Genomic DNA, 23890 nt, shown 5'->3' with positions numbered 1-23890 from the left:
GAGCGGAGCGGTGTTAGGTATTGCCAAAGATGACCTTTTTCCCCGTTTGCAATCCGATGATCAAGTCTTTGATATGATGAATGTCGAGATTGCTCTGCGCGCGTGTGCAGGCAACGTAGAGCAAACGCAGCTCCTCTGGGCTGATCTTGACTGCATTGGTGGTCACGTCGTAATAAAAATCGTCATCGAGCTGTACGCGCCCCCATTCAAGCCCTTTGGCCTTGTGCGCGGTAGAGATGACATAATCGGCGTTATCGATGCTGGTCAAACTATTGACCGCTTGGCTTAAGACGTTGGTACCGTGATCATCGACCAGCTTGACCAATGTTTTAAGATCGCTGCCTTCATTGGTTTCAGAGTACTCTTGCACATCGCCCCAATTATAAAAATACGCCAGCTCTGGTACGCCATAAGCCGATTTGCCGTTTTTTAGGTTCTCAGCTGCTTGACAGAATTTCAGCATACGATCGGTATCGGCTTGCAGTGCCACGCGGTGCCCAAGCTTGAGTCCCGTCAATAGCTGCGCCATCGCAGCAGCATTGGTGCGACAGAGTATGGCGTCTTTTTTACTATGGACCATGCCTTTATCGGTAGAGGACTGCTTGGCAGGATTGCCCTTTAGTGGTACTTCTTCTTGTAATGCTTTGAGTAGGGTGTTGGCCACCTCAGCGATCGGCTCTCCAAAGCGAAACGACTGTGTCAATAGGGTTTGTGGTAGTGGTAGCTTTTTCATCGCATTCACCGCGCCGCGCCATTCATAAATCTGCTGATGAGCGTCGCCCACATAGATGACTTGCCGTGGCTGCTGGGTCAAAATCCCCATCATCAGCGGATCGGCATCCTGCGCTTCATCAAACAAGATAAAATCCGCTGGGATACTGGGCTTGGAGAGTGCCCATAATTTGAGATAAATATCATGACCGATACCAGCAGGATGGCGGGCATCGATAGACTGTAGCCAGCGCTGCTCGACGGCAGGGTAGAGCATCTCACGCAGCTGCTCGCTATCTGCCGCATCGAGCCAGCTGGGAAACAATAAATGCCGGGGCGCAGGGTAGCTGGCATGGGTACTACAAAAATGACTGACCGCATCGCTGACAAATCGCGCAAGGCGGGCTGGGGTCAAAGTGATGTATTTATTTACCCCATCCATTTGCCGACGTACTTGCACCGCTTGTAGCCCCAAATCGTCGCCCAAACGCTTGGGTGAAAACCGTGGTAAGGACAATTTGGCAGTGATATCACGCGCGACATGGCGATAAGCAAGTGAGTGAAACGTACGGCAGTCCACGTGACTGGGGAATTTTTGCCGAGCATCATTGGCGATCGCTTTGTTGAAAGCCAAATATAAGCCGCGACCACGCAGCCGCTCACCAATCAGCTTTAGAGTAGTCGTTTTACCCGCGCCGGCATAAGCGACCACCTTAAACGATTTATGATCCATCGCCATATTGAGCGCGGCAAGCTGCTCTTCGGTAGGGTCACTCATATAAGCGGGCATAGATGCAGACATAAAAAGCTACCTAAATGTAAAACAGAATAAAATGAAGCATGAAATAAAAGACACGGGGCTAAAAAAAGCCACTGCGTAAACAATGGCTCATTAGAAGAGAAAAAACGCAAATCAGGCGCTTTCTTGATTGGAATAGGGTTTGTTGCGCATGCGTAAATGAGCACTACTGATTTTAACAGATTAGCTTTGTCTTTATGAGCAAACATTTGCTATCAGCAGTCATTGTCTTATAACGCACGAATCATTTCATAAAGCATGGATATCACTTTGGCTTTGTTAATGCTCTGAATGCTCAGCGACTAGACCTTCTTTTTTGTCTTTAAGCAAGATTTTAGCTAAAAATAAGCCCAGCTCAAACAACAGCCACATCGGAAAAGCCAGCATCAACATCGACACACCATCCGGCGGTGTCACCACGGCCGCGATTGCAAAGCAGCCAACAATGATATAACGGCGTTTATCCTCTAAGCTGTCAATGGAGACGATACCGGCCAATATCAACAGCAAGGTGACGACTGGTATCTCAAAGGTCAAGCCAAATACCATAAACAGCTTTAGGGCAAAGCTCAAATAACTGTCTATATCTGTCATGGGTAAGACGTTTTGCGGTGCAAAGGTAATAAAGAATTTCAGAACCCCTTTGAGCACAATAAAATAAGAAAACGCCACCCCAGCATAAAACAATACGATAGAAGACATCAGTACTGGAATGGCGACTTTTTTTTCTTTTTTGTACAGACCTGGGGCGACAAATGACCAAATTTGATACAAGATATAAGGCATGGCCACAAAGGCGGCGACAAAGATACTCAAGCGTATCGGCGCCATAAAGTTTGAGGTGATATCGGTGGCAATCATTGTCGAGTTGGCAGGCAACTGCGCGACCAATGGGTCCGATAACAGGTTATAAAGCTCGCGTGAAAACCCAACCAAGGCCAAAAATACCACCAGCACCGCCACGCATATTTTGATCAGATGACGGCGTAAATCAATGAGATGCTCAGTGATGGGCATATCGCCAAGCGAGCTTAACATATCCCCATCATCGTTATCATAGGCCATATCGGCTGAGCGGGTTTTTTCTGGCCCTGTATCGCCGATTTTTTCTTGTCGGCTTTTTTTGCGTTTAAACAAATCCATCAGTCGGCCTCCTGCATCTGGGCAGACGCTTGTGAGGCGATAGGATTGGCAGGTGCGCTATTTAATAAGATGTCTGCTTGATAATTGGGGAGATAGGGGGCAGCGGGTAAGCGCCGCGCTTTATCATAATCACCGAGGCGAAACCACATGTTTTCCCAAGGTTTGGTCATGATGGGCGGCGCTGTTTGCTGATCGATGCCGTCAGAGGGCTGATTATGCTCATAGGCGTGTGCAAATGCCGTTGCCACCTCAGGCTGCTCATTTACGGTATTGCGCGCAGTATCAGCCTTGTGACGTGCTGTGTCATCGTTAATCACAGGCTGATGCTCTGCATGCGGATCGGCTGTTAGGGCGCGGTTCTGTGACGACTCAAACTCTTGCATACTGCCGCGCATCTCTGCCATTTCACGTCTCATCGCCGCCTCTGTCTGACGGATTTTTGCCAGCTCTTTTTGCATTTGTTGCCGAGTCTCAGCCAAGTCGAGCTCAGCCTCTATCTCCGATTGTAGGGTGGAGACAGTGCGGCGAATTTTGGCATACCACTGCCCAGCCGTGCGCGCCGCTTGCGGCAGCTTTTCGGGGCCCAAGACGATCAAAGCAATCACGCCAAAGAGCAGTAATTCAGAAAACCCAATATCAAACATAATGGTGGATTGTCACTATCTGGATGCTAGCAGCATTATACCTAGCATGGTATTTGCTATGATCAATGATGCTTATCGTCAGTAGGGAGCGTGCTGCTATGCTCATCGACTTTATTAGGTGCTTGGCGCTCTGCTGGATGAGCTGCGCCGTCGTGATCGAGTACCACTTGTTTTTTGGCATGCTCAGCATTTTCGTCTTTGACTGCGTCTTTAAAGCCTTTGACCGCACCGCCCAAGTCTTTGCCGGCATTTCTAAGCTTTGAGGTGCCAAAAACGACGACCACGACTACCAAGAGAATGAGCCAATGCGTAATAGAAAAACTGCCCATAATGATATCCTTAATGTCTGAGACCTCATGTCTGAGATTTCTGAGTGTGAATGCTGCTCTTTAGTTGTTGACATCAGTATTGCCGCCACCGCGCTACTGTTATTTTATAGAATATTGATCTATTTGACAAAAATACAGACATAACGCTGACGTAAAAATACTATTATACCTTGCTGTTATGACAAAAAGGTGAAAGTCGCAACAATCACACAGAGTAAATAGGTAGTGGCACTTTTGTTTTCGACATATAGTCGATCCTAAATAAAACAGATACATTATATATCAACGTGCAACTGGTCTAAATTTTCCTTGCGTGCTGTGCCTACGCAGATAGAGGCTGCGAAAAACTTATTCCAGTCCCACTGTATCGTTTTTATAATGAACTCACTATATGATAGGTTATCTCGACGCTTTTTCATCGATACCTGAGAGACCAAAGCGTCGCCCCAGCTCGTTTAAGATGGCGTCTGACTCGATATCAAACCATGCCAGCCCGACCAACGTATGAAACCACACGTCAGCCACTTCATAGATAAGCTCATGACGCGCGGCATCATAGTGTGCTTGGTCGCCAGAAATGTCGCAGATAGCCAAGTCCTTGGCGGCGATGATGCTCTCGGTCGCCTCTTCGCCTACTTTTTCTAATATCTTGTTTAGGCCTTTTGCATACAAGCTTGCCACATAAGAGCTATCGCTATCTGCGTGTTTGCGCTCTGCTAATACCTGATCTAATTGCTGTAAAATCGAGTGGGTACCGATCTGAGTAGTCTCTTTCTCAGTAGTTCCTTTAGTGCTGGCATCGTGACGTTGGGGGTCAGAGAGGGCTTCGGCCGCCGACGTAGACGCATAAATCTCTGCCGGATCTTTTAATACTTTATCCACCGTTTGCCACTGAGGCTGCGCGCCTGATAAGTTTAAACGCTGATAAAAACAAGACTCACGTCCCGTATGACAGGCGATGCCGCCCGCTTGTGTCACGCTCAGCACAATCACATCTGCATCGCAGTCTAAGCGGATATCATGGACTGTCTGGGTGTGACCTGACGACTCTCCTTTGTGCCACAACTGACCACGTGAGCGCGAAAAATACACCGCTGTCTTTGTCTCGGCGGTGAGCTGGAGGGCCTCGCTATTCATCCATGCCATCATGAGGATACGCCCAGATTCATGATCTTGAGCAATAGCGGGAATCAAACCATCAGCATTAAATTTTATGGCGGCAAGCCAAGCAGGTAAAGTCATAATATGTCTGTCTTGTGATGAGAAATAGGAAATAGATAGTTAGTGGGGCTGTGCTCGACCCTCTATGTGACATTTTGGCCTAATGGTGGTAGGGGCTCAGAGCGTCAAGGGCATCACAGCTTAAATCAATGCGGATATAGCGCCGCTTTTGTGTCTTTATCCAAGGCGGCGGGTTTGTTGAGATGAAAATCGTAGCTGATAAAATGGATCCGCGCCTTTGCCACCACCTCGCCACCATGCATACGTGATATTTTGATGATCATATGGCCGCCGTTATCATACAGCGGCTCGACCCCCACCTCAAACAACAGCTCTTCGCGCGCCCGTACACGGCTATTGGTGGTTAGCTGTATGCCATCGATGATCAGTCCTCGATGGTCCGCATTGATCTCTTGTATGCCTTTTGCATGCAAAAACCGATACCGCGCCTCACAAAGCAGAGCGGTCAACGCTTCAAACGAGATATGCTGACTCCTATCGATTTCAGTATGACGCACTCGCATCACTGTCTCAAATACAAATAGGCTGTCATCAAAGTCTAACTCTTGATTTGACACGTTATCTCCTAGAGTGATGGCAGGCAATGATGGGGGTTGCCAATCATGTTATAGGTGTACAGCGTCAGGACGGATTATGGTCATAAAACGGATGAGCACAATACCGAGTCAATGGCTATCGTTACTGGCATACAATTCGTGCACGATAAGCAATCAAGCCCAACCTCTACTTAAGCACAGCTTTGCCTCACATTCAATCTATTTGCAAAAAAATCCCCGACTTTATAAAGTGTATCGCCGTCTTTGTGGTGGGCTATTTGGCGGAGTGTAGCGGAGCCATAGTGATATGCGCTTACTAAAAGCGCTGGCTCTATAAACAGCTGAGCGCTTGGGCGAAAATTCACTTGGCAAAACAGGGCGCTATCTGCTAAAATAGCGCCTCCCACCTCGAGGCAAATAACAGTTTAGTGGTTGTTTTTAAAGCCACTATTTATTATGACTGACGATTTGACGACCAGGTTCTATCAAAGACAAAGAGGCAACTCATCATGAAAGTTAAGATGAAAACCAGAAGCGGTGCCGCTAAACGCTTCAAAAAAACAGCGAATGGCTTTAAGCGTAAGCAAGCCTTCAAAAGCCATATCTTGACCAAGAAATCAGCTAAGCGTATTCGCCAGTTGCGCGGTCTAAAGATGGTGGACAAGTCTGACGAAGCAGCAGTTCGTCGTATGTGCCCATACATCTAATAGCCTATGGTCACTTAGCTTTAATGTATTAAAGGTATTTGACTTTGCAATCTGATAACGATGTCTGGTATTCACTTATATAACGACATCGTGACTCGTTTAATAATGATTAAAAAATCTTGGAGTAATTTATGGCCCGTGTAAAACGTGGTGTACAGGCAAATCGCCGTCACAAAAAAATCTTAAAGCGTGCTAAAGGCTACTACGGTGCCCGTTCACGAGTTTACCGCGTAGCGGTACAGGCAGTGACCAAAGCTGGTCAATATGCTTATCGTGACCGTCGCAACAAAAAACGTACTTTCCGTCGTCTCTGGATCGCACGTATCAATGCTGGTGCTCGCATCAACGGCTTAAGCTATAGCCGCTTTATCAATGGCTTGAAAAAAGCTAACATCGCAATCGATCGTCGCGTCTTAGCTGACATCGCTATGCATGATGCAGCTACTTTCACCACATTGGTCGAAAAAGCAAAAGCGGAATTGGCCTAAATATTACCCTTTTCGTTAGGTGGCTTGCTTTTTTAGCAAATACCTAGATGGATTGGACTAATATTGATTAATAGTACGATATTAATAAAAGCTACCGCTGGTCGGTGGCTTTTTTTATAGTAAATTATTTTGGCGTCATCACTATTGCGGTTAAACACACGCGTTTTTGCTAAATATCTATTTTGCTAGATATATATGTCCACATATTCAAGCCATTAGCATCACTCATGGTCATCGTGAGATAACCGAGCAAATGGTTTGCAATATTTGGTCAAATCCCTACAATTACCAAGCACCATACTTACTTAATAGTCCGTTTAAATCAGGAATAATGCGTCTTATGACTACCCCTGCTGCTATCACCGATTTGTCGGCGCTACCGACCTTGTCCTCAGAGCTTAATGAGTTAAATGAAGCACAGCTCAATGAGTTTGCCAGTGCTGCTGAAGCGCTAATTTTGCAAGTAAACGACGCGCGTACCCTACAAGACTTGCGTGTACAGCTAACGGGCAAAAAAAGCTCGCTTACCGGCTGGTCAAAACAGATGGGTAAGCTTGGTAGCGATGACAAAAAAACCTACGGCGGCTGGTTGCACAGTGTGCGTAGCCGTATCGGACAGGCGCTCACCGAGCAGCAGCAGCATCTAGAAGTCGCTGCATTGAATGCCAAGCTTGCAAGCGAGAGTATCGATATCACCCTGCCGGCGCGCGGCGGCCAAAAAGGCCATTTGCATCCAGTGACGATGGTGACCCAGCGTATGCAGCAGTACTTTGTGCAGGCAGGTTTTAACGTCGCGACAGGTCCTGAAGTTGAGAGCGACTACTATAACTTTGAAGCGCTTAATATCCCATCGCATCACCCTGCGCGCGCGATGCATGATACGTTTTATTTTGATGCGCACTACTTGCTGCGTACGCACACCAGTCCGGTACAGATTCGCACCATGGAAAAGAACGAGCCGCCGATTCGTATCATTTGCCCAGGCCGCGTCTATCGTAACGACTCAGACCAAACGCATTCGCCGATGTTTCACCAGCTAGAAGGGCTGATGGTGACCGAGTCGAGCACCTTTGCTGAGCTCAAGGGCTTGATCAGTGAGTTTTTAGAGGCGTTTTTTGCCAAAGCGTTGACTGTACGTTTTCGTCCGTCATTTTTCCCATTTACCGAGCCTTCAGCTGAAGTGGATATCCTCGATGACAATGGCAAGTGGCTAGAAGTCATGGGCTGCGGCATGGTGCATCCGCAGGTGCTGACCAACTGCGGTATCGATAGCGACAAATACACTGGCTTCGCCTTTGGTATGGGTATTGAGCGTTTTGCCATGTTGTATTATGGCATCGATGACTTGCGTTTGTTTTTCCAAAATGACGTGCGCTTTTTAAAGCAATTTGGCTAGAGTGCTTTTTTTATATAAAAAGCGCGCCTTGTTGATACAACAAGTGTATGTGCCAAGCTTTACTCCAACATCTTTATTACAAAATTCTGATCCGAGATATTTATGAAAATTAGCGAACAGTGGCTACGTCAATGGGTGAACCCCAATAATACCAGCGAGCAATTGGCCGAACAGCTGACCATGGCAGGGCTTGAGATTGATGATCGCTTTGCCGTTGCCCGTGCATTTAGCGGTGTGGTGGTCGGTGAGGTCATCAGTGTCGAGCCGCATCCTGATGCCGATAAGCTGCGCGTCACGCAGGTAAATATTGGTGAGTCTGAGCCATTACAAATCGTCTGCGGCGCGCCGAATGTGACGGTCGGTATGAAAGCGCCTGTGGCAACCGTTGGGGCGATACTGCCAAGTGATGATGCCAGTAATGGTAAATCGGGCTTTAAGATTAAAAGAAGTAAACTACGCGGCGTGGCCTCAAACGGTATGCTGTGCGGTGCCTCCGAGATCGACCTGGTTGACGACATAGATGGCCTACTTGAGCTACCTGCAGATGCACCCATTGGCACTGATATCCGTGACTATCTAGGTTTAGACAATCAAATACTCGATATCTCTATCACGCCAAACCGTGGCGATTGCTTTAGCGTGCGCGGTATTGCCCGTGAGATATCAGTGATTAATGATCTGCCGATGCAGCAGCCGGAGATTGCCACTGATGTAGCGGTAACGAACAGTGATGCAACGCCTGCAGTCACCATTAGTGCCATTGAGGCTTGCCCACGCTATTTCTTACAATCAATCAGCAATATTGATCGTAGTATCGACACGCCAAAATGGATGGCTGATGCTTTGGTTCAGTCAGGACTACGCTCGCATAACTTTTTGGTGGATGTGACCAACTATGTATTGATGGAGCTTGGTCAGCCATTACATGCGTTTGATGCCGATACCATTCAAGGTGATATCGTGGTGCGTTTGGCGCAGCCTGCAGAGACAGTGACGCTATTGAATGAGCAAACCATTGCTCTAACTGGTGATGAGCTGGTGATTGCCGATGATGAGGGCGTGCTCGCCTTAGCGGGAATCATGGGCGGTAAGCGCAGTAGCGTCACCGATAGCACCACCAATATTATTTTAGAAAGTGCGTTTTTTAATCCGCTGGCTATCGCGGCGCGCGCGCGTCGTTTTGGCTTGCATACCGATGCCTCGCAGCGCTTTGAGCGCGGGGTAGACTTTGCTCTGCCAGCACTTGCTTTGGCGCGTGCTGTTGATTTGATTACTAGTGTCACAAGCGGGCAAGCTGGGCAAATAGTAAAAGTAGAAAATAGCGAGCACTTACCAGCCCGTACGCCGATTACCTTGCCAATCAGTAAAGTCCGTGAGGTCATCGGTATCGAGATAGAGCCTGCGGTCATGGTGCGTATCTTAACCCAGCTGGGCTTTGAGGTCGCGCAGCAAGCGGAGAGTCTGAACTGTACGCCGCCGTCGTATCGTTTTGATATGAGTATTAAAGAAGACCTTATCGAAGAGATCGCCCGTATCTACGGTTATGACAATATTCCAAGCGTCCTGCCGCATCTGCAAGTCAGTATGGATTATGACGATACGGCTGATTTGACGCATGAGATGAAGCTGGCACTCGTCAATAATGGCTATATGGAAGCGATTAGTTTTAGCTTTAGTGATGCCAAACTTGAGACGCTACTTGATGATGAAGCGTTAGGTGAAGTGTTGGCATTGGCCAATCCGATCTCAAGCGATCTGGCGGTCATGCGCCGTACATTGCTCTCAAGCTTGTTGCCTTGTGTGCAATACAACCTTAATCGTCAGCAGCCGCGTGTACGTTTTTTTGAAACAGGTCTGAGCTTTGTCGGTCAGAGTGTCAGTGACTTGGTGCAGACGCCGAGCATAGCGCTGGTCGCAGTTGGCGATATTTGGGATGAGCAAGCTTATCAAAACCGAGCTTTAGATTTTTATGATCTCAAGCACGATATCGAGCAGCTACTTCCAGCCCAAATCGATCGTGCGCGCGTACGCTACGAGCGCAGTCAGCTAGCATTTTTGCACCCTGGTCAAAGCGCCAAGCTGTATATCGATGATATCTATGTCGGCTGGTTGGGTCAGCTGCATCCAAGCACCGCAAAACAGCTGGATCTGCCTGCCACTTGGGTTGCCCAGTTATCGCTTGCGCCGCTGCTTAACTTGGCCCGCGAGCAGCATGACATCACCACGCCAAGTAAGTTTCCACAAGTGCGCCGTGATATCGCCATCTTGGTAGATACCGAGATTAGCCTACAGACGCTAGAGTCGACGGTGCGCCGTGCTGCTGGAGCCTTGTTGAGTGATATGTGGTTATTTGATATCTATCAAGGTGATAAAGTACCGGCAGGTCAGCGCTCGCTTGCATTTGCTCTGATATGGCAAGATGTGTCACAAACCCTATCTGACGAGGCAGTAAAAACTGCCACTGATACAGTCGTTCAAGCTTTGATTGAGCAGCATTCAGTACAGCTGCGTGACAGCTAACCTCTACACCCGAAAACTGATAACGCATCATGGCCTTTTTTAATTAAAAGGCTGTGGTGCTTTATTTGTCAAAAAAATTATGATCGAGACGTTTTTTGTCTAAAAAATGGTAAGTGGTTATTAATAAAAGAGATTTTATAACGTCTATATTAAAAAGACCACAAAAAACCTTTATAATAACTGCTATCCCCTCATACCGCTAAACCATGATATTCGACATCACGACATAGCATAGGAGTCGTACTGTGAGCACTTTAACCAAATCTGACATGATTGAGCACTTGATGAGCCACCTAAACCTAACGCGCCAAGATAGCCGCTGTTTGGTAGAGCGCTTTTTTGAGGAATTGTCAGAGAGTTTGATTGATGGCAAAGAAGTCAAGCTTTCAGGCTTTGGCAACTTTGAGCTAAAAGACAAAAATAGCCGCCCTGGTCGCAATCCAAAGACAGGGGAGCCCGTTGCCGTATCTGCGCGCCGAGTGGTAACCTTTAAGACAGGTCAAAAATTTCGCCAGCAGGTTGATGAGCGTTTGTTTGATGCTTAGTCTGTGCCTATACATATAGGCGCTGCTCAGAGAAAAAAGAACCAAAGATAACGCTGTTTAATAGGGACTTTTTTGGGTATATCTTGTCTACTAGCTTAGCGCAAACAATCAGTGTCCATCTAGTTAGCAGGCTATCCTGCTATCATCTTGCTTCAATAGCAGGCATAAAAAAAGAGAGCATAGGCTCTCTTTTTTACTACAGTGTTTATTGTATGACCAATAAAATTACTGAGCTTCTTCAACAACCACTTCGTCAGCTGCATCAACAGCTGCAGTGTCAGTTTCGCTAGCTACATCAACGCTAGTAGTAGTACCGTCTACAGGTACTTCAGCGTCCATTTCGTCAGTTGCAGTTGCAGCTTGTGCATCAGCGATGTCAGCTTCAGCTTCAGCAGCGGCAGCTTCTGCGTCAGCAGGTACAGCTTCGCCGTCAGCAGCAGCTTCGTTTAGCTCTTCTTGAGCGTCTTGTACTTCTTCTTGTGCGTCAGATAGATCTTCAGCAGCGTTTTCAGTGTTGCTGTCACAGGCAGTTAGGCCCATAGATGCAGTCATGATACCAGCTAGAGCAAGTAATTTAAGGTTCATAGTAGTTTCTCCGAAAAAATGAAATGAGCAGTAGTAGTAACAAAAGCCAAAAAAAGGTCGAAATCTGATGTTTTTCAGAGTTCAACTAATCTTAGTTACAACTACTCAGCTTTCACGCATTCTATATGTTTTCTTTCTGAATGGAAAGAGGCTGTACAATTCAGTAACAATAAAATTGTAAATGTAATTTTACATTTTAAACCTCTTATCTTCCCTTAAAGAGTAACACCAAATAATATGCGTATAATCAATAAGATCGACTTATTATAAAAGCATATTTGCTGTCTTGATATTCTTTAACTGTTGGTGTTGTGTAGTGCTTTCATTGAAGATGGCTGGTATTCGGTAATTGGCGTATTGTGGTCAGTGAATTTTACGATAACGTAATCAATTTCGGCGTTGTTTTTGTACTGTATCTGCTAAAGGCTACTGATAGGCATATAAAAGTCATAAAACATAATAAGCAAAAAGCTTGGAGATACCGTAAAAGCTAGGTGCGACAATGAGTCAGACAATAAAGAACGAAAAATACTTGTATAAATGGTCGATAGTATGATGGTATAAATCATATATTTAAGGAGATATGGTATGAAGTGGCAAGGTAGGCGAGGCAGCTCAAACGTGCGCAGCAGTCGCGGCGGCGGTAAGATGATAGGGGGTGGTATCGGCGGTATTATTATCGCGGGTATTTTGTGGTTGGTTTTTGGAGTCAATCCCATGACGGCATTACAGACAGGGCAAGTGGTGGCAGGTGGTGGCGGCAGTACGGCAAGTGAGCCTGCCACCAGTGATGACCGCGATACGCAGTTTGTCAAAGTCGTATTGGCCGATACAGAAGACGTTTGGCATCAGATATTTAATGAAGCAGGCAGTACGTATCAAGAGCCGTCGCTCATATTGTTTAACGGTCAAGTCAGCTCTGCTTGTGGGAGTGCTAGCGCTGCAACAGGGCCATTTTATTGTCCGGGGGATCAAACCATTTACCTGGACACGTCGTTTTTTGTGGAAATGCGTCAAAACCTAGGTATAACCGGCGATCAGCAAGGCTCAGGGGATCAAGATAACCAAGGTAAGGCAGGCGACTTTGCGCAAGCCTATGTGATAGCGCACGAGGTGGGCCATCATGTGCAGACGTTGCTTGGCATCACTCAGCAGGTAAATGAGGCTGGTCGTCAAGTCAGCCGCGCACAGGCCAATAAACTGTCGGTCATGCAAGAGTTACAAGCGGACTGTTTTGCTGGGGTATGGGCGCAGCGCAATCAGGAGCGCGTACAGTTCTTAGAAGCAGGTGATATCGATGAGGCCATCAATGCTGCAGGCCAAATCGGTGATGATCGTCTCGCTCGTGCAAGCGGCGGCGCGGTTGTACCAGATAATTTTACGCATGGTACCAGCCAACAACGTGTGCAATGGTTTACTCGCGGTCTGCAGAGTGGCAATGTACAGGCATGTGATACCTTTAGTGGCGCTCTATAACGCTGATAGGTTAGAGTTGATGCGTTTTAAAAAAAGGATATGACGTTACTGGTATAAGTCTTCCTTGCGTGCTGGCTCGTCTACGCTGCCAGTAGTGATGCAACCTAAACTTAAAGACAGCATCCGAGTCGCGCACTTAACGGTATCGTCATTTTATTTTCAGTTGACTATACTTAATTGAGCGATTTTTTAGCCACATATTTGATGTATTCTGATTTGACCGTTGTTTAAGTTTAAAATAAAAATACACGCCTGCTAATCGCAAAGGGCCTGCAATGATTGCAGACCCTTTGTTTATCTTTACATACTATTTAGACAGCTTATGAGAAAGTTCACATCAGTGTCTTTTAAGCTCAAAGCATATTTACTTATCTAAGCTTAAAATACTTAGAAGGTATGTCTTTAAAAAGACTTGTCTAACCAAACTGCTTGAAGTGCTGTCTATCCGTTATAAACCAAATTATCTGGTTTGGTCTAGGATGTAAGCGCCAGCGCCACCAACAGCAGCACCGCCCAATGCCCCGCGAGCGATATCTTTACTGTCGCCGCCACTTCTGATCAAAGCGCCCGCTGCTGCGCCTGCTGCTGCACCTTTAGCGGTATTGCTCAAGCCAGAGTTGTAGCCATTGGTCGCACAGCCTCCCATGATTAAAGCAGAGCTAGTAATGGCAGTCATTGCGATAGTTTTAGCAAATTTCATAATATCACCTGTCAAATTATCAAGTTGGGTCAAAAAAAGAATACGAGATTTTTAGTGCTATGTGTTTGATATAGATAAACCATATCAAGCGAATCCAGCAATTGTCTTAGAATAATCTGTATTGCTATCGCAAGACATAGGATTATATTAAGGGTTTTCAATATTTCAATACGTGTACTGCTATCGCACCTGATAACAGAGTATATCTATGCTAACACTTATATTAACTCATCAATTCGTCTCTAGGCGTAGTAAAAGCGCTAAGCTTTGCAAGCAAGCTGTAAAAGATGTTTCCCCACTGTATCCTTGGTAGGGATTTTGCTTAGTGTCATTGTATTTGTATTGATAATACGCTAACTGTTTTTGTCACTGCTAGCGCTATCTATTTGTAAAGAAATAGGGTCTTATATTTGCTTCGTGTGATATAGGCAATCCGCTATAGAGACTGTAATTTTTTTATTTAGCACTTACTATAGCTTGTCGTCTGGCCATATTGCCACGACCCAACACACAAAAACCGCCCTAAGGCGGTTTTTGGTATTTGTCTTTAATATCTATAGTCGATCCATATCAAAAATGACATAGTGCTATTGATATGAGTAAAGCTTATCATCGCACATTAGTTTTGTGATTTACGCTTCATTTGTTCAAAAAACTCATCATTGGTTTTGGCTTCTTTTAGGCGCTCAAGCAAGAACTCAGTGGCTTGGACACCATCCATTGGCTGTAGCAATTTGCGCAAGATCCAGACTTTGCGTAGTTTGTCTTCATCAAGCAGGCGCTCTTCGCGGCGAGTGCCAGACTTTTTGATATTAATCGCTGGGAAAACGCGTTTTTCGGCTAAGTCACGCTCAAGGGTAATTTCTTGGTTACCGGTACCTTTAAATTCTTCAAAGATGACGCTGTCCATTTTGCTACCGGTGTCAATCAAAGCACTGGCGATGATGGTCAAGCTGCCGCCTTCTTCGACGTTACGCGCTGCGCCAAAAAAGCGCTTAGGACGCTCAAGGGCATTGGCGTCTAGACCACCGGTCAACACTTTACCAGATGATGGAATGACGGTGTTATACGCACGAGAGAGGCGAGTGATGGAGTCAAGTAAGATGACCACGTCTTGCTTATGCTCGACCAAGCGCTTGGCTTTTTCGATGACCATTTCGGCGACTTGCACGTGGCGCTGCGGCGGCTCATCAAAGGTTGAGGCAACGACTTCACCGCGTACCGTGCGTTCCATCTCGGTCACTTCTTCTGGACGCTCATCAATGAGCAAGACGATCAGATAGCATTCGGGGTTGTTGCGGGTGATAGACTGGGCAATCGATTGCAAAAGCATGGTTTTACCGGCTTTTGGCGGCGCGACGATGATAGAGCGCTGGCCTTTACCAATCGGGGCAATCAGGTCGATGATACGGCCTGTCAAATCCTCGGTCGTACCGTTACCTAATTCTAGCTTTAACTGCTCGGTGGGGAATAATGGCGTGAGGTTCTCAAAAATCAGCTTGTGACGTGAGCGATCGGGGGTATCAAAGTTAATCTCGCCGACCTTTAGTAGCGCAAAATAACGCTCAGAATCCTTTGGTGGTCGAATCGTCCCAGCGATACTGTCGCCTGTCTTTAGGCTAAAGCGGCGGATTTGGCTGGGGCTGACATAAATGTCGTCAGGACCTGCCAAGTAAGAGCCCTCTGATGAGCGCAAAAAGCCAAAGCCATCGGGTAAGACCTCGAGCACGCCGTCACCATAGATGGCTTCGCCGTTACGAGCGTGAGTCTTTAAGATAGCAAAGATAATGTCTTGTTTACGGCTACGCGCCATATTATCAAGACCCATGTCTTTGGCGATGGCCAATAGCTCAGAGATTGATTTTTTCTTTAGTTCAGTTAGATTCATAGGTAGGTCATTAGCAATTGATCAGATGAGAGATGCCATTAGCAGCATAAGTCACGACATTGATTAAAACAACGATAGTATGGCGATAGAGGGCGCGAGCACAGAGCCAGAGTTATGTAGTTTGGGTATTGCGTGTTGACTTATGTACAAGTTGCAAGAATAGAGTGCAAGGTAATAAGAAATAAGGATACAGAAGGCTACATAAGAGTCTGCGTCAAAAACTCAGTATCAGTAATTGTGTTTAGTCATTTCGTTCAGTAATGGTGTTTATAATGACGATTGTGTTTTTGTTGATAAACACGAGGAGAATAGCGACAAGACACTTAGGAAAACGGTTCGTTTTCTCTTGTCAGCAGACTATACGGTCTTCACAATGGCATTGTCAATAAATTTTGCCAAAAAAGTCGTATTATTGGTTTTTTTGCATAAAAAACGAGCAAAAAACCATTATCTTAGCAGGACAATGGTTTTTTACTGATTGGTATCTATTATGACGTGTAGACACTCGCAGCAGATAGACTGACACGAGCGTATCGACACTGATAGCAGCGCTTATAGATGCTTGTCAAGTACTTTGGCTAGCTCTGCTTTTGGCTGTAGGCCCATGACTGAGTCAACTTTTTCGCCGTCTTTAAAGACAAATAGCGTTGGGATGTTACGGATACCAAAGCGGCTGGCGGCTTGTGGGTTGTTGTCGACGTCGACTTTGACGATTTTTACTTTGCCTTGGTATTCGCTGGCTAGATCTTCTAAAATAGGCGCGATGGCTTTACAAGGGCCACACCACGCCGCCCAAAAATCTACCAATACAGGCAGGTCTGATTGCAGCACGTCTTGGTCAAAGTTTGCATCGGTGGTATTTACGATTAGGTCTGACATAGTTATCTCTCTTGTTTTATTGTCTTTATCGTCGTTCATCAATTTATCGCGGCTTTGTGTAGCTAAAGACCAGCGGTATAAAGTAATGATAAGCGGCTAAAGAGTCGTTTCGAAATGGTGAAAATGTGCCATCATATTAACATGTTTGCTCTTACTTGACAGATGCAGGCTGGTTAAATTGTTTAACAATTACGATTGATACAATAAATCGAAACACAACCCTACAGCCAGTGAGTGCGCTGTCACTTGTCACTTTTTGGTTTTTTTTCTATGTCATTGCCTCTATCATGTCATCTTTACTCTCATTTATATAAGTAACCGATTTTTATGCCTTTTACTGAAGAAGAAGTCAACGCCTTAAACCGACAAGAGTGCGCGTATTCGTTGGCGTTTTTTAAAACATTTGCCCAAGACATTACGGTCTATGAAGATGACGATATTTGGGTGGTGGATAAGCCAGCGGGCCTCCTCAGCGTCGATGGCAAAACCCTTAAGGTCAGCTTGCTTGCGCGGCTTGAGCGCGTCAATCCAGCCGTCAAACTCATTCACCGCTTGGATATGGACACCTCAGGGCTACTGATTTTTGCCAAAAATGCCGCTGCCCAAAGCCATATTAGTAAGCAGTTTATTGAGCGGTTGCCACAAAAAAGCTACCAAGCGCGCGTCTTTGGCCAATGGGAAAGTATTGGGGCGACCGGTAAGATATCGGTGCCGGTACGTTATGAGCCCACGACCAAACCGCGCCATATCGTCGATCACGATTGGCCCAAACAGGCACTGACTTTATATGAGGTCTTGGCTCACGAAATATGCAATGATCAGACCGTCACGCGCGTGCTACTAAAGCCTGTCACGGGCCGTAGTCACCAGTTACGTGTGCATATGGTGCATGCCGGTCATGTGATGATTGGTGATCCGATTTATGCTGAAGGCGCGGCACTGACGATAGCCCCGCGGCTAAACTTGCACGCACAGCAGCTACGCCTAAAGCACCCGACACTGGGTGCGTGGATGGATTGGGAGAGTCCGTGCCCATTTTGATGCATTAGCTGCCTGAATATGAAGTCGAAGCGCGCGATTAATAGAAGCACTAAGGCTATCGCTGATCATACAAACACAAGGATGAGAATATGCTTGATATCGCTACTACCAAACAGGCGATCAAAAGTCGCCTCGCACGTAGACAGTCGCAAAGGGATAAGCCTGCTGATTATGAAGTGCTGATTATTGGTGCGGGCATTGCGGGTATCGGTATGGCCTGCCGCTTACAGCAACTAGAGCATAAAAATCTATTTGGTCATAAAGGCGTAAAAAAACAAAGGCAGAACAGATCAGTTAACAACGAAAGAAGCTCGCAGCGCTTTGCCATATTAGAAAAACGTGCTGATTTGGGCGGCACGTGGGATTTATTTACCTATCCTGGTATCCGCTCGGACTCTGATGCCTTAACCTTTGGCTATAACTTTAGACCGTGGCTAGATTATAGAATGCTGGCAGCAGGTGGCGATATCAAGCGTTATATCGCTGATACGGCGTGCGAGTTTGGTATTACTGAGCATATTCGCTATGAGCATGAAGTTCAGCAAATATCATGGTCAAGCATTGATCAGTTATGGACAGCAACCATAAAAAACCATGCCAGCGGAGAAGTGTTCGTTAAGACGGCAAAGTTTATCGTCGGTGCTACGGGCTACTACGACTATGAGCAAGGCTATCGACCTCATTTTGCGGGAGAAGAAGATTTCCGCGGTCGTATTGTCCATCCGCAGCATTGGGATGATTTAGATTATAACGACAAAAAAGTGGTCATTATTGGCAGCGGTGCCACTGCAATGACGCTATTGCCGGCACTGGTAGATGAAAGCAGCGAGCAGTGTGCGCGTCATGTCACGATGCTACAGCGGACACCCACTTATGTGGCAAGCGTACCGGGCGATGATCATTCTATCGACTGGCTCTCAGGCAAGTTTTCACCTTTATCAAAAGAGCAGGCCTATACGGTACTGCGAGCGCGCAACGTGCTGCGGCAGCAGGGGCTGTATAAATTAGCCACTCACGCGCCCAAGCTGATGAAAGCTGTGCTAAAAGGCGGCGTGACAAAAGAGTTAAAAGGTAGCGGCGTTGATGTCGAACACTTTATGCCCGACTACAATCCGTGGGATCAACGCGTATGCGCTGTGCCAGACAGTGACTTATTTAAGTCTTTGCACGGTGAGCGTGCAGCAGTGGTCACCGATCAGATCGACCACTTCACCGAAACCGGTATTATGCTGCAATCAGGCGTACATCTTGAGGCTAATATCATCGTCACAGCAACCGGATTGAAGCTGCAAATGCTAGGCGGAGCAGCGGTATATATCGACGGGCAGGCCATTGATATCGGCACGCGCATGACGTATAAGGCAGTCATGATCGAAGGCGTGCCTAACATGGCGGCCTTATTTGGCTATACCAATGCCTCATGGACGCTAAAGATTGATCTGGCTTGTCAATATGTGGTGCGGCTGTTGAGTTATATGCACAAAAACCGCTACCAAGTCGCGCTGCCAAAGGCACAGGCGGCGAATGCTACCGCCTACGCCCAAGCAGATACGGTGATGGGCTCGCTATCGTCTGGATATGTCAGACGTGCCCAAGACAGACTGCCTAAGCAAGGCGATCGCTACCCGTGGTACGTGACCAACAACTATCTTAGCGACCGTGTGATGCTCAAATACCGCAAAATAAAAGACGACTGGTTGCGGTTCAGTCGTTAGGTTTTAATTGATCGATAGTCGCTATTGATGCTGATTATCGATAAAGTCAGCAACTTGTTTGCTTAATATCTGCCATAAGGTCTGTTGCGCGCTTTTGCTGCCCCAAGCATTGTGCGGGCTAAATATCACCCGTGGATGCTCGCTGAGGCTGAGTAGCGGATCATCTGCCGTGATCGGCTCTTGCTCAAACACGTCGCTGGCGTAGCCGATGATTTGCTCGTTATGGATGGCAGTTGCCAATGCTTGACTATCGACGATGCCGCCACGAGCGACATTGACGATGAGCGGTTGTTTGCTCATTTTTGCCAATGTGTCTTTATTGATAAGATGCTGGGTCTGTTCGGTCAGTGGGCAATGTAAGCTCAATACATCTGACTGCGCCAGTACGTCATCAAAGGCGGTATAGTCTGCACTGCGAGGTGCACGCCCTTGATGCTCCGCCCATAACACCGTCATGCCAAAGGCGCGTGCAATCTCGGTGACGCGCTTGCCGATGGTACCGACGCCGATGATGCCGAGCGTCTTGTCTTCTAAGTCGATCAGCGGTATGTCGAGCAAGCAAAAATTGCCATTGTCGCGCCATGTACCATCGGCGACTTTTTGATGATAATGAATGCCTGCGCGCATGGCATTGAGCATCAGCATAAAGGTATGCTCAGGCACGCTTTTGACCGCGTAACCTGCGACGTTATAAAGGGTGACATGATGTCTGTCACAAGCGTCTTGATCGACGTTGTTCATCCCTGTGGCAGTCAGCTGAATCAGCTTGAGGTTGGGCAGTTGACCGATCACCTCAGCGTCTATTTGGACTTTGTTGGTAATGATGATATCGGCGTCACGGCAGCGCTCGAGGATGACGTGGTTGTCCTTTGGCGTGTCATGATAAGTCATGTAATCTGTAATCCCAGCTGGGGCTGGCAAATCGATACCGTCCGAAAAAGTACCCTTGTCTAAAAAAACCGCTCGCATAGTGACTCCCTGATGAATTGATTGTTGTATTGATTTTTTCTATGGTTTTAAGGCTTTATGGGGGTGAGGCTTAATGTAGCACGTCGGTGGGTTGAGTCAAAAACCAAACCATAAAAACCTGAGAAACCCAAGCGCTGTCACAATTGTCTACTTGAAAAGTCAACTAAACGCACTCATCTAGCCGCTAACGTTATATAATGGTCTACCTTAGCTGTCGACTAAATGGGTGTTACCCTATGCACAGCCACCATTAGCGGCCATTGCTATCTATTTTATTTCTTATTACCTGAGTACAAAAAAGACATCGCCTTATGACTACCTCTATCGCTTCACTGCACAGTACTGAATTCGCCGTTGGCCAACGCTATTTATCTGATACAGAGTCTGAGCTTGGCTTGGGTGTGGTCATCGATGTGGATGATCGCTGTGTGCACATCTTGTTTCCGCAAAGCGAGGAGACGCGTGTTTATGCCAAAAACTCAGCGCCACTGTCGCGCGTGGTATTTAAGGCGGGCGATAGCATTTATGACCAAGATGGCAACGGCTATACGGTCAATGCGGTAGACGAGGTGATGGGTGTGCTCAAGTACAGCGTCGATGAGCATGAGCGCGGTATCATGGAAACCCGACTCGCGGCCAATATCACGCTTGCCAAGCCGCTTGAGCGTCTGCTCGCTGGTCGCATCGAGCGTGGCGACTGGTACGAGCTGCGCCAAGACATCTTGCGCATGCAGTCGGCGCTGGCAGGTCATCCGCTCAAAGGCCTAATGGGCGCGCGTGTCGATATTATCGAGCATCAGCTGTATATCGCTCACGAGGTCGGCAAGCGTATCGCGCCGCGTGTGCTTTTGGCCGATGAAGTGGGACTGGGTAAAACCATCGAAGCGGGCTTAATCATTCATCAGCAGCTAATCACAGGAAAGGCTGAGCGCGTACTTATCTTGGTACCAGACAGTCTGCAATACCAATGGATGATCGAGCTGCGTCGCCGCTTTAACCTAAATTTTGCGTTGTTTGACTTGGTACGTACTGCCGCGATCAAAGAGCATGATCCTGAACAAAACGTCTTTGCCACCGAGCAGTGTATCATCGCGGGCATGGATTTGTTGCTTGACCATCCTGATTTGTACGATCAGGCGATGGAAGCGGGCTTTGATCTATTGGTCGTCGACGAAGCGCACCATTTGCACTGGGATGAAGAGCAGGGCGGCAATGACAAATACGATTTGATTGCTGACTTTGCTGAAGAGACGCCTGGGGTGATGCTACTGACCGCAACGCCTGAGCAGCTCGGCGCGCAAAGCCATTTTGCGCGTTTGCGCCTGCTAGATCCTGATCGCTTTGATGATTTGGATGAGTTTATTGATGGGCAAGAAGCCTTTGCTGAAACCGCTGCCGTCGCTGGCGTGTTGATAGAAGACAAGCCGCTGAGTGATGGGCAAATCGCAGCTTTGAGCCATTTATTAGATATTAGTATGGATGAGCTGGGCGCAATCAATGACGATGAGCGCTTGCGTACTTATGCCCTTAACGAGCTACTGGACCGTCATGGTACCGGCCGTATCTTATTTCGCAATACTCGTGAGAGTGTCAAAGGGTTTTATGGACGAAGCCATCAGCCATATCCACTGCCCCTGCCTGACGCATGGGTTGATAGCTACCAAACCACGGGCAAACTGCGTGAGCAGCTGTGGGGCGAAGAAAACCAGCCCGATGGTGGCTGGCTAGAAGATGACCCACGTGTGTCTTGGTTGATTGATATCTTGCGCGGTGAGCTAAAGCATCAAAAAGTGCTATTGATCGCTCGTAGTGGGGCGACGGTTGAGAGTCTTGAGGCGGTACTGCGTCTGCATGCAGGTATTAAGACTGCTATCTTTACCGAGCAGATGACACTGCTTGAGCGTGACCAAGCGGCGGCGTTTTTTGCGGATTCCGAGGGCGCGCAGATATTGCTTTGCTCAGAGATTGGTTCAGAAGGCCGTAACTTCCAGTTTGCAAGCCAGCTGATACTGTGGGACTTACCTGCCAATCCAGACACGCTAGAGCAGCGCATAGGCCGCCTAGACCGTATCGGTCAGACGCAGCAGATCATGCTTCACGTACCTTATGTGCAGGGCACCGCGCAGGAGCGTTTATATCATTGGTATGACAAAGCGCTCAATATGTTTAGTCAGATATCACCGACTGCCCAAAGTGTGCAAGAGCAATACATCCAAACGCTAAAGCCTGTGCTAGAGAGTGCTGATACGCCCGACAACCGTGCCATGCTACAAGATATCATCACCGAAGCGAAAAAAACCCGCCTAGGGCTAGAAGCGCAGCTACAAGCTGGCCGTGACCGTCTGCTGGAGTACAATTCGTGCCGTCCACGTGTCGCTGGGCGTATCAAAGATGCCATGATTGACTTTGATCAGAACAATCTGCTGCCACACTTTATGGAGCGCTTTTTTGCCTCTGCCAATATCGATCATAGCATCCAGCGCGATGGCTCGTGGGTCATCGCTCCTATCGATAGTACTGAGATCAGTGAGTACATCGATGGCCTGCCACTGGGCGATGAAGATGGGATGACCTTGACCTTTGATCGCGGGCAGGCATTGCTGCGTGAAGATATCGACTTTATTACCCATGAGCATCCGCTGATGCGCGCGATTTACGAGTTGGCCAGCACCAGCACCTTTGGTAATACCACGGTGGCGATGCTAAAAAGCGCGGTCGTGCCACAAGGCATGGTGCTGCTCGAGGTAAACTTCCGTGTCGAGGCCATCGCGCCAAGAGTGCTCAATCTGCCTGCGACTATCACCACGCAAAACATTCGGGTGTTTATCAGTGAGCAAGGCAATGATCTGTCAGCGCGCATCAGTAGCGAGATGATCATGCCGCACATCGAGCGACTGGACAAAAACCGCGCCCGCCAAGTCATCAAAGTACGCGGTGATGTGATCGAGCAGCGTTACTACGACGCCGAAGAGATCGCCCGCCAGCAGCTGGCAGAAATCGGTGAGCAAGCAAGCGCCCGTTTCAATCAGCAGTGGTCGCGTGAAATCAAGCGCCTAAAACATCTACAAACCATCAACCCCAATGTACGTCCAGAAGAAGTAGAGCGCTTAGAGCAGCTAAAAGCACAAGGCGAGCAGGCATTAGGCAACCTATCGCTGGTGCCAGACTCTATCCGCGTACTGGTAGCGGTCAAGCCATAAACGAAGTGTAGCAATGAAAACGAGATGCGCCGATCATCTCGTTTTTTATTAGGCTGATGCACTGATGCTGCGATAGATACCTCTGCCTCAAACCTTGTGATAGCCAAGCGCGTGCGTAAGCGATCAGCGGGTAAGCGACTCATAACTGGTCAAAGCGTGGGATATTGGGTAATATGTTTAGCCTTTCAGTGGATAATAAATACGTGTATAGCGCTGCTATCGCTATATTTTTACGCTAAAATTTTGTTCTAACATCTCTCTTGTGTATTTTTAGCAAGTGATTTCATATTATTTTACATTCAAACGCAGCAGGTTTGCCGTTATATCATCTGGCTATCATTAGGTGGGTTGGTGCAGCCGCGCCGCGTTTTTGATAA

At 47.3% G+C, this 23890-nt stretch carries 20 protein-coding genes; 9 read left to right on the top strand and 11 right to left on the bottom strand.

What is annotated here, in order from left to right:
• Positions 1 to 13 precede the first annotated feature (13 nt).
• The 6 genes from ACNFVB_RS00205 to ACNFVB_RS00180 form a co-directional block, all read right to left on the bottom strand.
• Positions 14 to 1513 carry a UvrD-helicase domain-containing protein gene (locus tag ACNFVB_RS00205; protein WP_288997338.1) on the bottom strand — a complete coding sequence of 500 codons (1500 nt, stop codon included), beginning with the start codon at positions 1511 to 1513 and terminating at the stop codon, positions 14 to 16.
• 276 nt (positions 1514 to 1789) lie between these two features.
• On the bottom strand, positions 1790 to 2653 hold the full coding sequence (gene tatC, locus ACNFVB_RS00200; RefSeq protein ID WP_288997340.1) for a twin-arginine translocase subunit TatC: 864 nt from the start codon (positions 2651 to 2653) through the stop codon (positions 1790 to 1792).
• Complete coding sequence (tatB, locus tag ACNFVB_RS00195) at positions 2653 to 3297, bottom strand: Sec-independent protein translocase protein TatB (RefSeq protein WP_288997341.1); 645 nt, start codon at positions 3295 to 3297, stop codon at positions 2653 to 2655. The genes tatC and tatB overlap by 1 nt, the downstream gene beginning before the upstream one ends.
• Positions 3298 to 3359: 62 nt before the next feature.
• Positions 3360 to 3626 (bottom strand): Sec-independent protein translocase subunit TatA, encoded by a 267-nt coding sequence (tatA, locus tag ACNFVB_RS00190; RefSeq protein ID WP_075101935.1) that lies wholly within the window; start codon positions 3624 to 3626, stop codon positions 3360 to 3362.
• Positions 3627 to 4025: 399 nt separating this feature from the next.
• Positions 4026 to 4868 (bottom strand): bifunctional phosphoribosyl-AMP cyclohydrolase/phosphoribosyl-ATP diphosphatase HisIE, encoded by an 843-nt coding sequence (gene hisIE / locus ACNFVB_RS00185; protein WP_430737692.1) that lies wholly within the window; start codon positions 4866 to 4868, stop codon positions 4026 to 4028.
• A gap of 125 nt (positions 4869 to 4993) precedes the next feature.
• Positions 4994 to 5425, bottom strand: coding sequence for an acyl-CoA thioesterase (locus ACNFVB_RS00180; RefSeq protein ID WP_430737691.1), 432 nt, complete (start codon positions 5423 to 5425; stop codon positions 4994 to 4996).
• A 488-nt stretch (positions 5426 to 5913) separates the two neighbouring features.
• Between ACNFVB_RS00180 and rpmI the strand changes: the two genes are divergently transcribed.
• The 5 genes from rpmI (at position 5914) to ACNFVB_RS00155 (ending at position 11060) form a co-directional block, all read left to right on the top strand.
• Positions 5914 to 6111, top strand: a complete 198-nt coding sequence (gene rpmI / locus ACNFVB_RS00175) for a 50S ribosomal protein L35 (protein WP_011281253.1) — start codon at positions 5914 to 5916, stop codon at positions 6109 to 6111.
• 131 nt (positions 6112 to 6242) lie between these two features.
• The gene (gene rplT, locus ACNFVB_RS00170) at positions 6243 to 6599 is read left to right on the top strand and encodes a 50S ribosomal protein L20 (protein ID WP_430737690.1); all 357 of its coding nucleotides are present in this window, start codon (positions 6243 to 6245) and stop codon (positions 6597 to 6599) included.
• A gap of 340 nt (positions 6600 to 6939) precedes the next feature.
• Complete coding sequence (pheS, locus tag ACNFVB_RS00165; protein WP_430737689.1) at positions 6940 to 7995, top strand: phenylalanine--tRNA ligase subunit alpha; 1056 nt, start codon at positions 6940 to 6942, stop codon at positions 7993 to 7995.
• Positions 7996 to 8097: 102 nt separating this feature from the next.
• A complete protein-coding gene (pheT, locus tag ACNFVB_RS00160) occupies positions 8098 to 10515 on the top strand; it encodes a phenylalanine--tRNA ligase subunit beta (RefSeq protein WP_430737688.1) in 2418 nt (805 codons plus the stop codon).
• Positions 10516 to 10760: 245 nt separating this feature from the next.
• Complete coding sequence (locus ACNFVB_RS00155) at positions 10761 to 11060, top strand: integration host factor subunit alpha (RefSeq protein ID WP_075101941.1); 300 nt, start codon at positions 10761 to 10763, stop codon at positions 11058 to 11060.
• Positions 11061 to 11285: 225 nt separating this feature from the next.
• On the opposite strand, the gene ACNFVB_RS00150 is transcribed toward ACNFVB_RS00155, so the two are convergent.
• On the bottom strand, positions 11286 to 11645 hold the full coding sequence (locus tag ACNFVB_RS00150; RefSeq protein WP_075101942.1) for a hypothetical protein: 360 nt from the start codon (positions 11643 to 11645) through the stop codon (positions 11286 to 11288).
• 588 nt (positions 11646 to 12233) lie between these two features.
• Between ACNFVB_RS00150 and ypfJ the strand changes: the two genes are divergently transcribed.
• Positions 12234 to 13121, top strand: a complete 888-nt coding sequence (gene ypfJ / locus ACNFVB_RS00145) for a KPN_02809 family neutral zinc metallopeptidase (protein WP_430737687.1) — start codon at positions 12234 to 12236, stop codon at positions 13119 to 13121.
• Positions 13122 to 13581: 460 nt separating this feature from the next.
• On the opposite strand, the gene ACNFVB_RS00140 is transcribed toward ypfJ, so the two are convergent.
• The 3 genes from ACNFVB_RS00140 to trxA all read right to left on the bottom strand — a co-directional run bounded on the left by ACNFVB_RS00140 (position 13582) and on the right by trxA (position 16627).
• Positions 13582 to 13821 carry a hypothetical protein gene (locus ACNFVB_RS00140; protein WP_075101944.1) on the bottom strand — a complete coding sequence of 80 codons (240 nt, stop codon included), beginning with the start codon at positions 13819 to 13821 and terminating at the stop codon, positions 13582 to 13584.
• Between the two features lie 619 nt (positions 13822 to 14440).
• Complete coding sequence (gene rho / locus ACNFVB_RS00135; RefSeq protein ID WP_198336720.1) at positions 14441 to 15709, bottom strand: transcription termination factor Rho; 1269 nt, start codon at positions 15707 to 15709, stop codon at positions 14441 to 14443.
• A 552-nt stretch (positions 15710 to 16261) separates the two neighbouring features.
• Positions 16262 to 16627: a thioredoxin gene (trxA, locus tag ACNFVB_RS00130; RefSeq protein WP_158676692.1), complete on the bottom strand. Its 366-nt coding sequence runs from the start codon at positions 16625 to 16627 to the stop codon at positions 16262 to 16264.
• Positions 16628 to 16915: 288 nt separating this feature from the next.
• Here trxA and ACNFVB_RS00125 point away from each other — a divergent pair, with 288 nt between their 5' ends.
• Together ACNFVB_RS00125 and ACNFVB_RS00120 are read left to right on the top strand one after the other, a co-directional pair.
• The gene (locus ACNFVB_RS00125; protein WP_430737686.1) at positions 16916 to 17629 is read left to right on the top strand and encodes an RluA family pseudouridine synthase; all 714 of its coding nucleotides are present in this window, start codon (positions 16916 to 16918) and stop codon (positions 17627 to 17629) included.
• Between the two features lie 89 nt (positions 17630 to 17718).
• Positions 17719 to 19344 (top strand): flavin-containing monooxygenase, encoded by a 1626-nt coding sequence (locus ACNFVB_RS00120; RefSeq protein ID WP_430737685.1) that lies wholly within the window; start codon positions 17719 to 17721, stop codon positions 19342 to 19344.
• A gap of 21 nt (positions 19345 to 19365) precedes the next feature.
• On the opposite strand, the gene ACNFVB_RS00115 is transcribed toward ACNFVB_RS00120, so the two are convergent.
• On the bottom strand, positions 19366 to 20313 hold the full coding sequence (locus tag ACNFVB_RS00115; protein WP_430737684.1) for a D-2-hydroxyacid dehydrogenase: 948 nt from the start codon (positions 20311 to 20313) through the stop codon (positions 19366 to 19368).
• A gap of 311 nt (positions 20314 to 20624) precedes the next feature.
• On the opposite strand from ACNFVB_RS00115, the gene rapA reads away from it, so the two are divergent.
• The gene (rapA, locus tag ACNFVB_RS00110; RefSeq protein WP_430737683.1) at positions 20625 to 23513 is read left to right on the top strand and encodes an RNA polymerase-associated protein RapA; all 2889 of its coding nucleotides are present in this window, start codon (positions 20625 to 20627) and stop codon (positions 23511 to 23513) included.
• Positions 23514 to 23890 lie beyond the last annotated feature (377 nt).

Origin of the sequence: Psychrobacter sp. VH5 (assembly GCF_050572635.1) — a bacterium.
Taxonomy (GTDB): domain Bacteria; phylum Pseudomonadota; class Gammaproteobacteria; order Pseudomonadales; family Moraxellaceae; genus Psychrobacter; species Psychrobacter celer.
This window is presented reverse-complemented; position numbering and strand designations above follow the sequence as displayed.

Coding starts and splice junctions, on each gene's coding strand:
- rpmI (WP_011281253.1), top strand. CDS start 5,914: ATGAAAGTTAAGATGAAAACCAGAAGCGGTGCCGCTAAACGCTTCAAA.
- tatC (WP_288997340.1), bottom strand. CDS start 2,653: ATGGATTTGTTTAAACGCAAAAAAAGCCGACAAGAAAAAATCGGCGAT.
- ACNFVB_RS00140 (WP_075101944.1), bottom strand. CDS start 13,821: ATGAAATTTGCTAAAACTATCGCAATGACTGCCATTACTAGCTCTGCT.
- ypfJ (WP_430737687.1), top strand. CDS start 12,234: ATGAAGTGGCAAGGTAGGCGAGGCAGCTCAAACGTGCGCAGCAGTCGC.
- ACNFVB_RS00120 (WP_430737685.1), top strand. CDS start 17,719: ATGCTTGATATCGCTACTACCAAACAGGCGATCAAAAGTCGCCTCGCA.
- tatB (WP_288997341.1), bottom strand. CDS start 3,297: ATGTTTGATATTGGGTTTTCTGAATTACTGCTCTTTGGCGTGATTGCT.
- pheS (WP_430737689.1), top strand. CDS start 6,940: ATGACTACCCCTGCTGCTATCACCGATTTGTCGGCGCTACCGACCTTG.
- hisIE (WP_430737692.1), bottom strand. CDS start 4,868: ATGACTTTACCTGCTTGGCTTGCCGCCATAAAATTTAATGCTGATGGT.
- ACNFVB_RS00125 (WP_430737686.1), top strand. CDS start 16,916: ATGCCTTTTACTGAAGAAGAAGTCAACGCCTTAAACCGACAAGAGTGC.
- rho (WP_198336720.1), bottom strand. CDS start 15,709: ATGAATCTAACTGAACTAAAGAAAAAATCAATCTCTGAGCTATTGGCC.
- trxA (WP_158676692.1), bottom strand. CDS start 16,627: ATGAACGACGATAAAGACAATAAAACAAGAGAGATAACTATGTCAGAC.
- ACNFVB_RS00205 (WP_288997338.1), bottom strand. CDS start 1,513: ATGTCTGCATCTATGCCCGCTTATATGAGTGACCCTACCGAAGAGCAG.
- rplT (WP_430737690.1), top strand. CDS start 6,243: ATGGCCCGTGTAAAACGTGGTGTACAGGCAAATCGCCGTCACAAAAAA.
- tatA (WP_075101935.1), bottom strand. CDS start 3,626: ATGGGCAGTTTTTCTATTACGCATTGGCTCATTCTCTTGGTAGTCGTG.
- ACNFVB_RS00150 (WP_075101942.1), bottom strand. CDS start 11,645: ATGAACCTTAAATTACTTGCTCTAGCTGGTATCATGACTGCATCTATG.
- rapA (WP_430737683.1), top strand. CDS start 20,625: ATGACTACCTCTATCGCTTCACTGCACAGTACTGAATTCGCCGTTGGC.
- pheT (WP_430737688.1), top strand. CDS start 8,098: ATGAAAATTAGCGAACAGTGGCTACGTCAATGGGTGAACCCCAATAAT.
- ACNFVB_RS00115 (WP_430737684.1), bottom strand. CDS start 20,313: ATGCGAGCGGTTTTTTTAGACAAGGGTACTTTTTCGGACGGTATCGAT.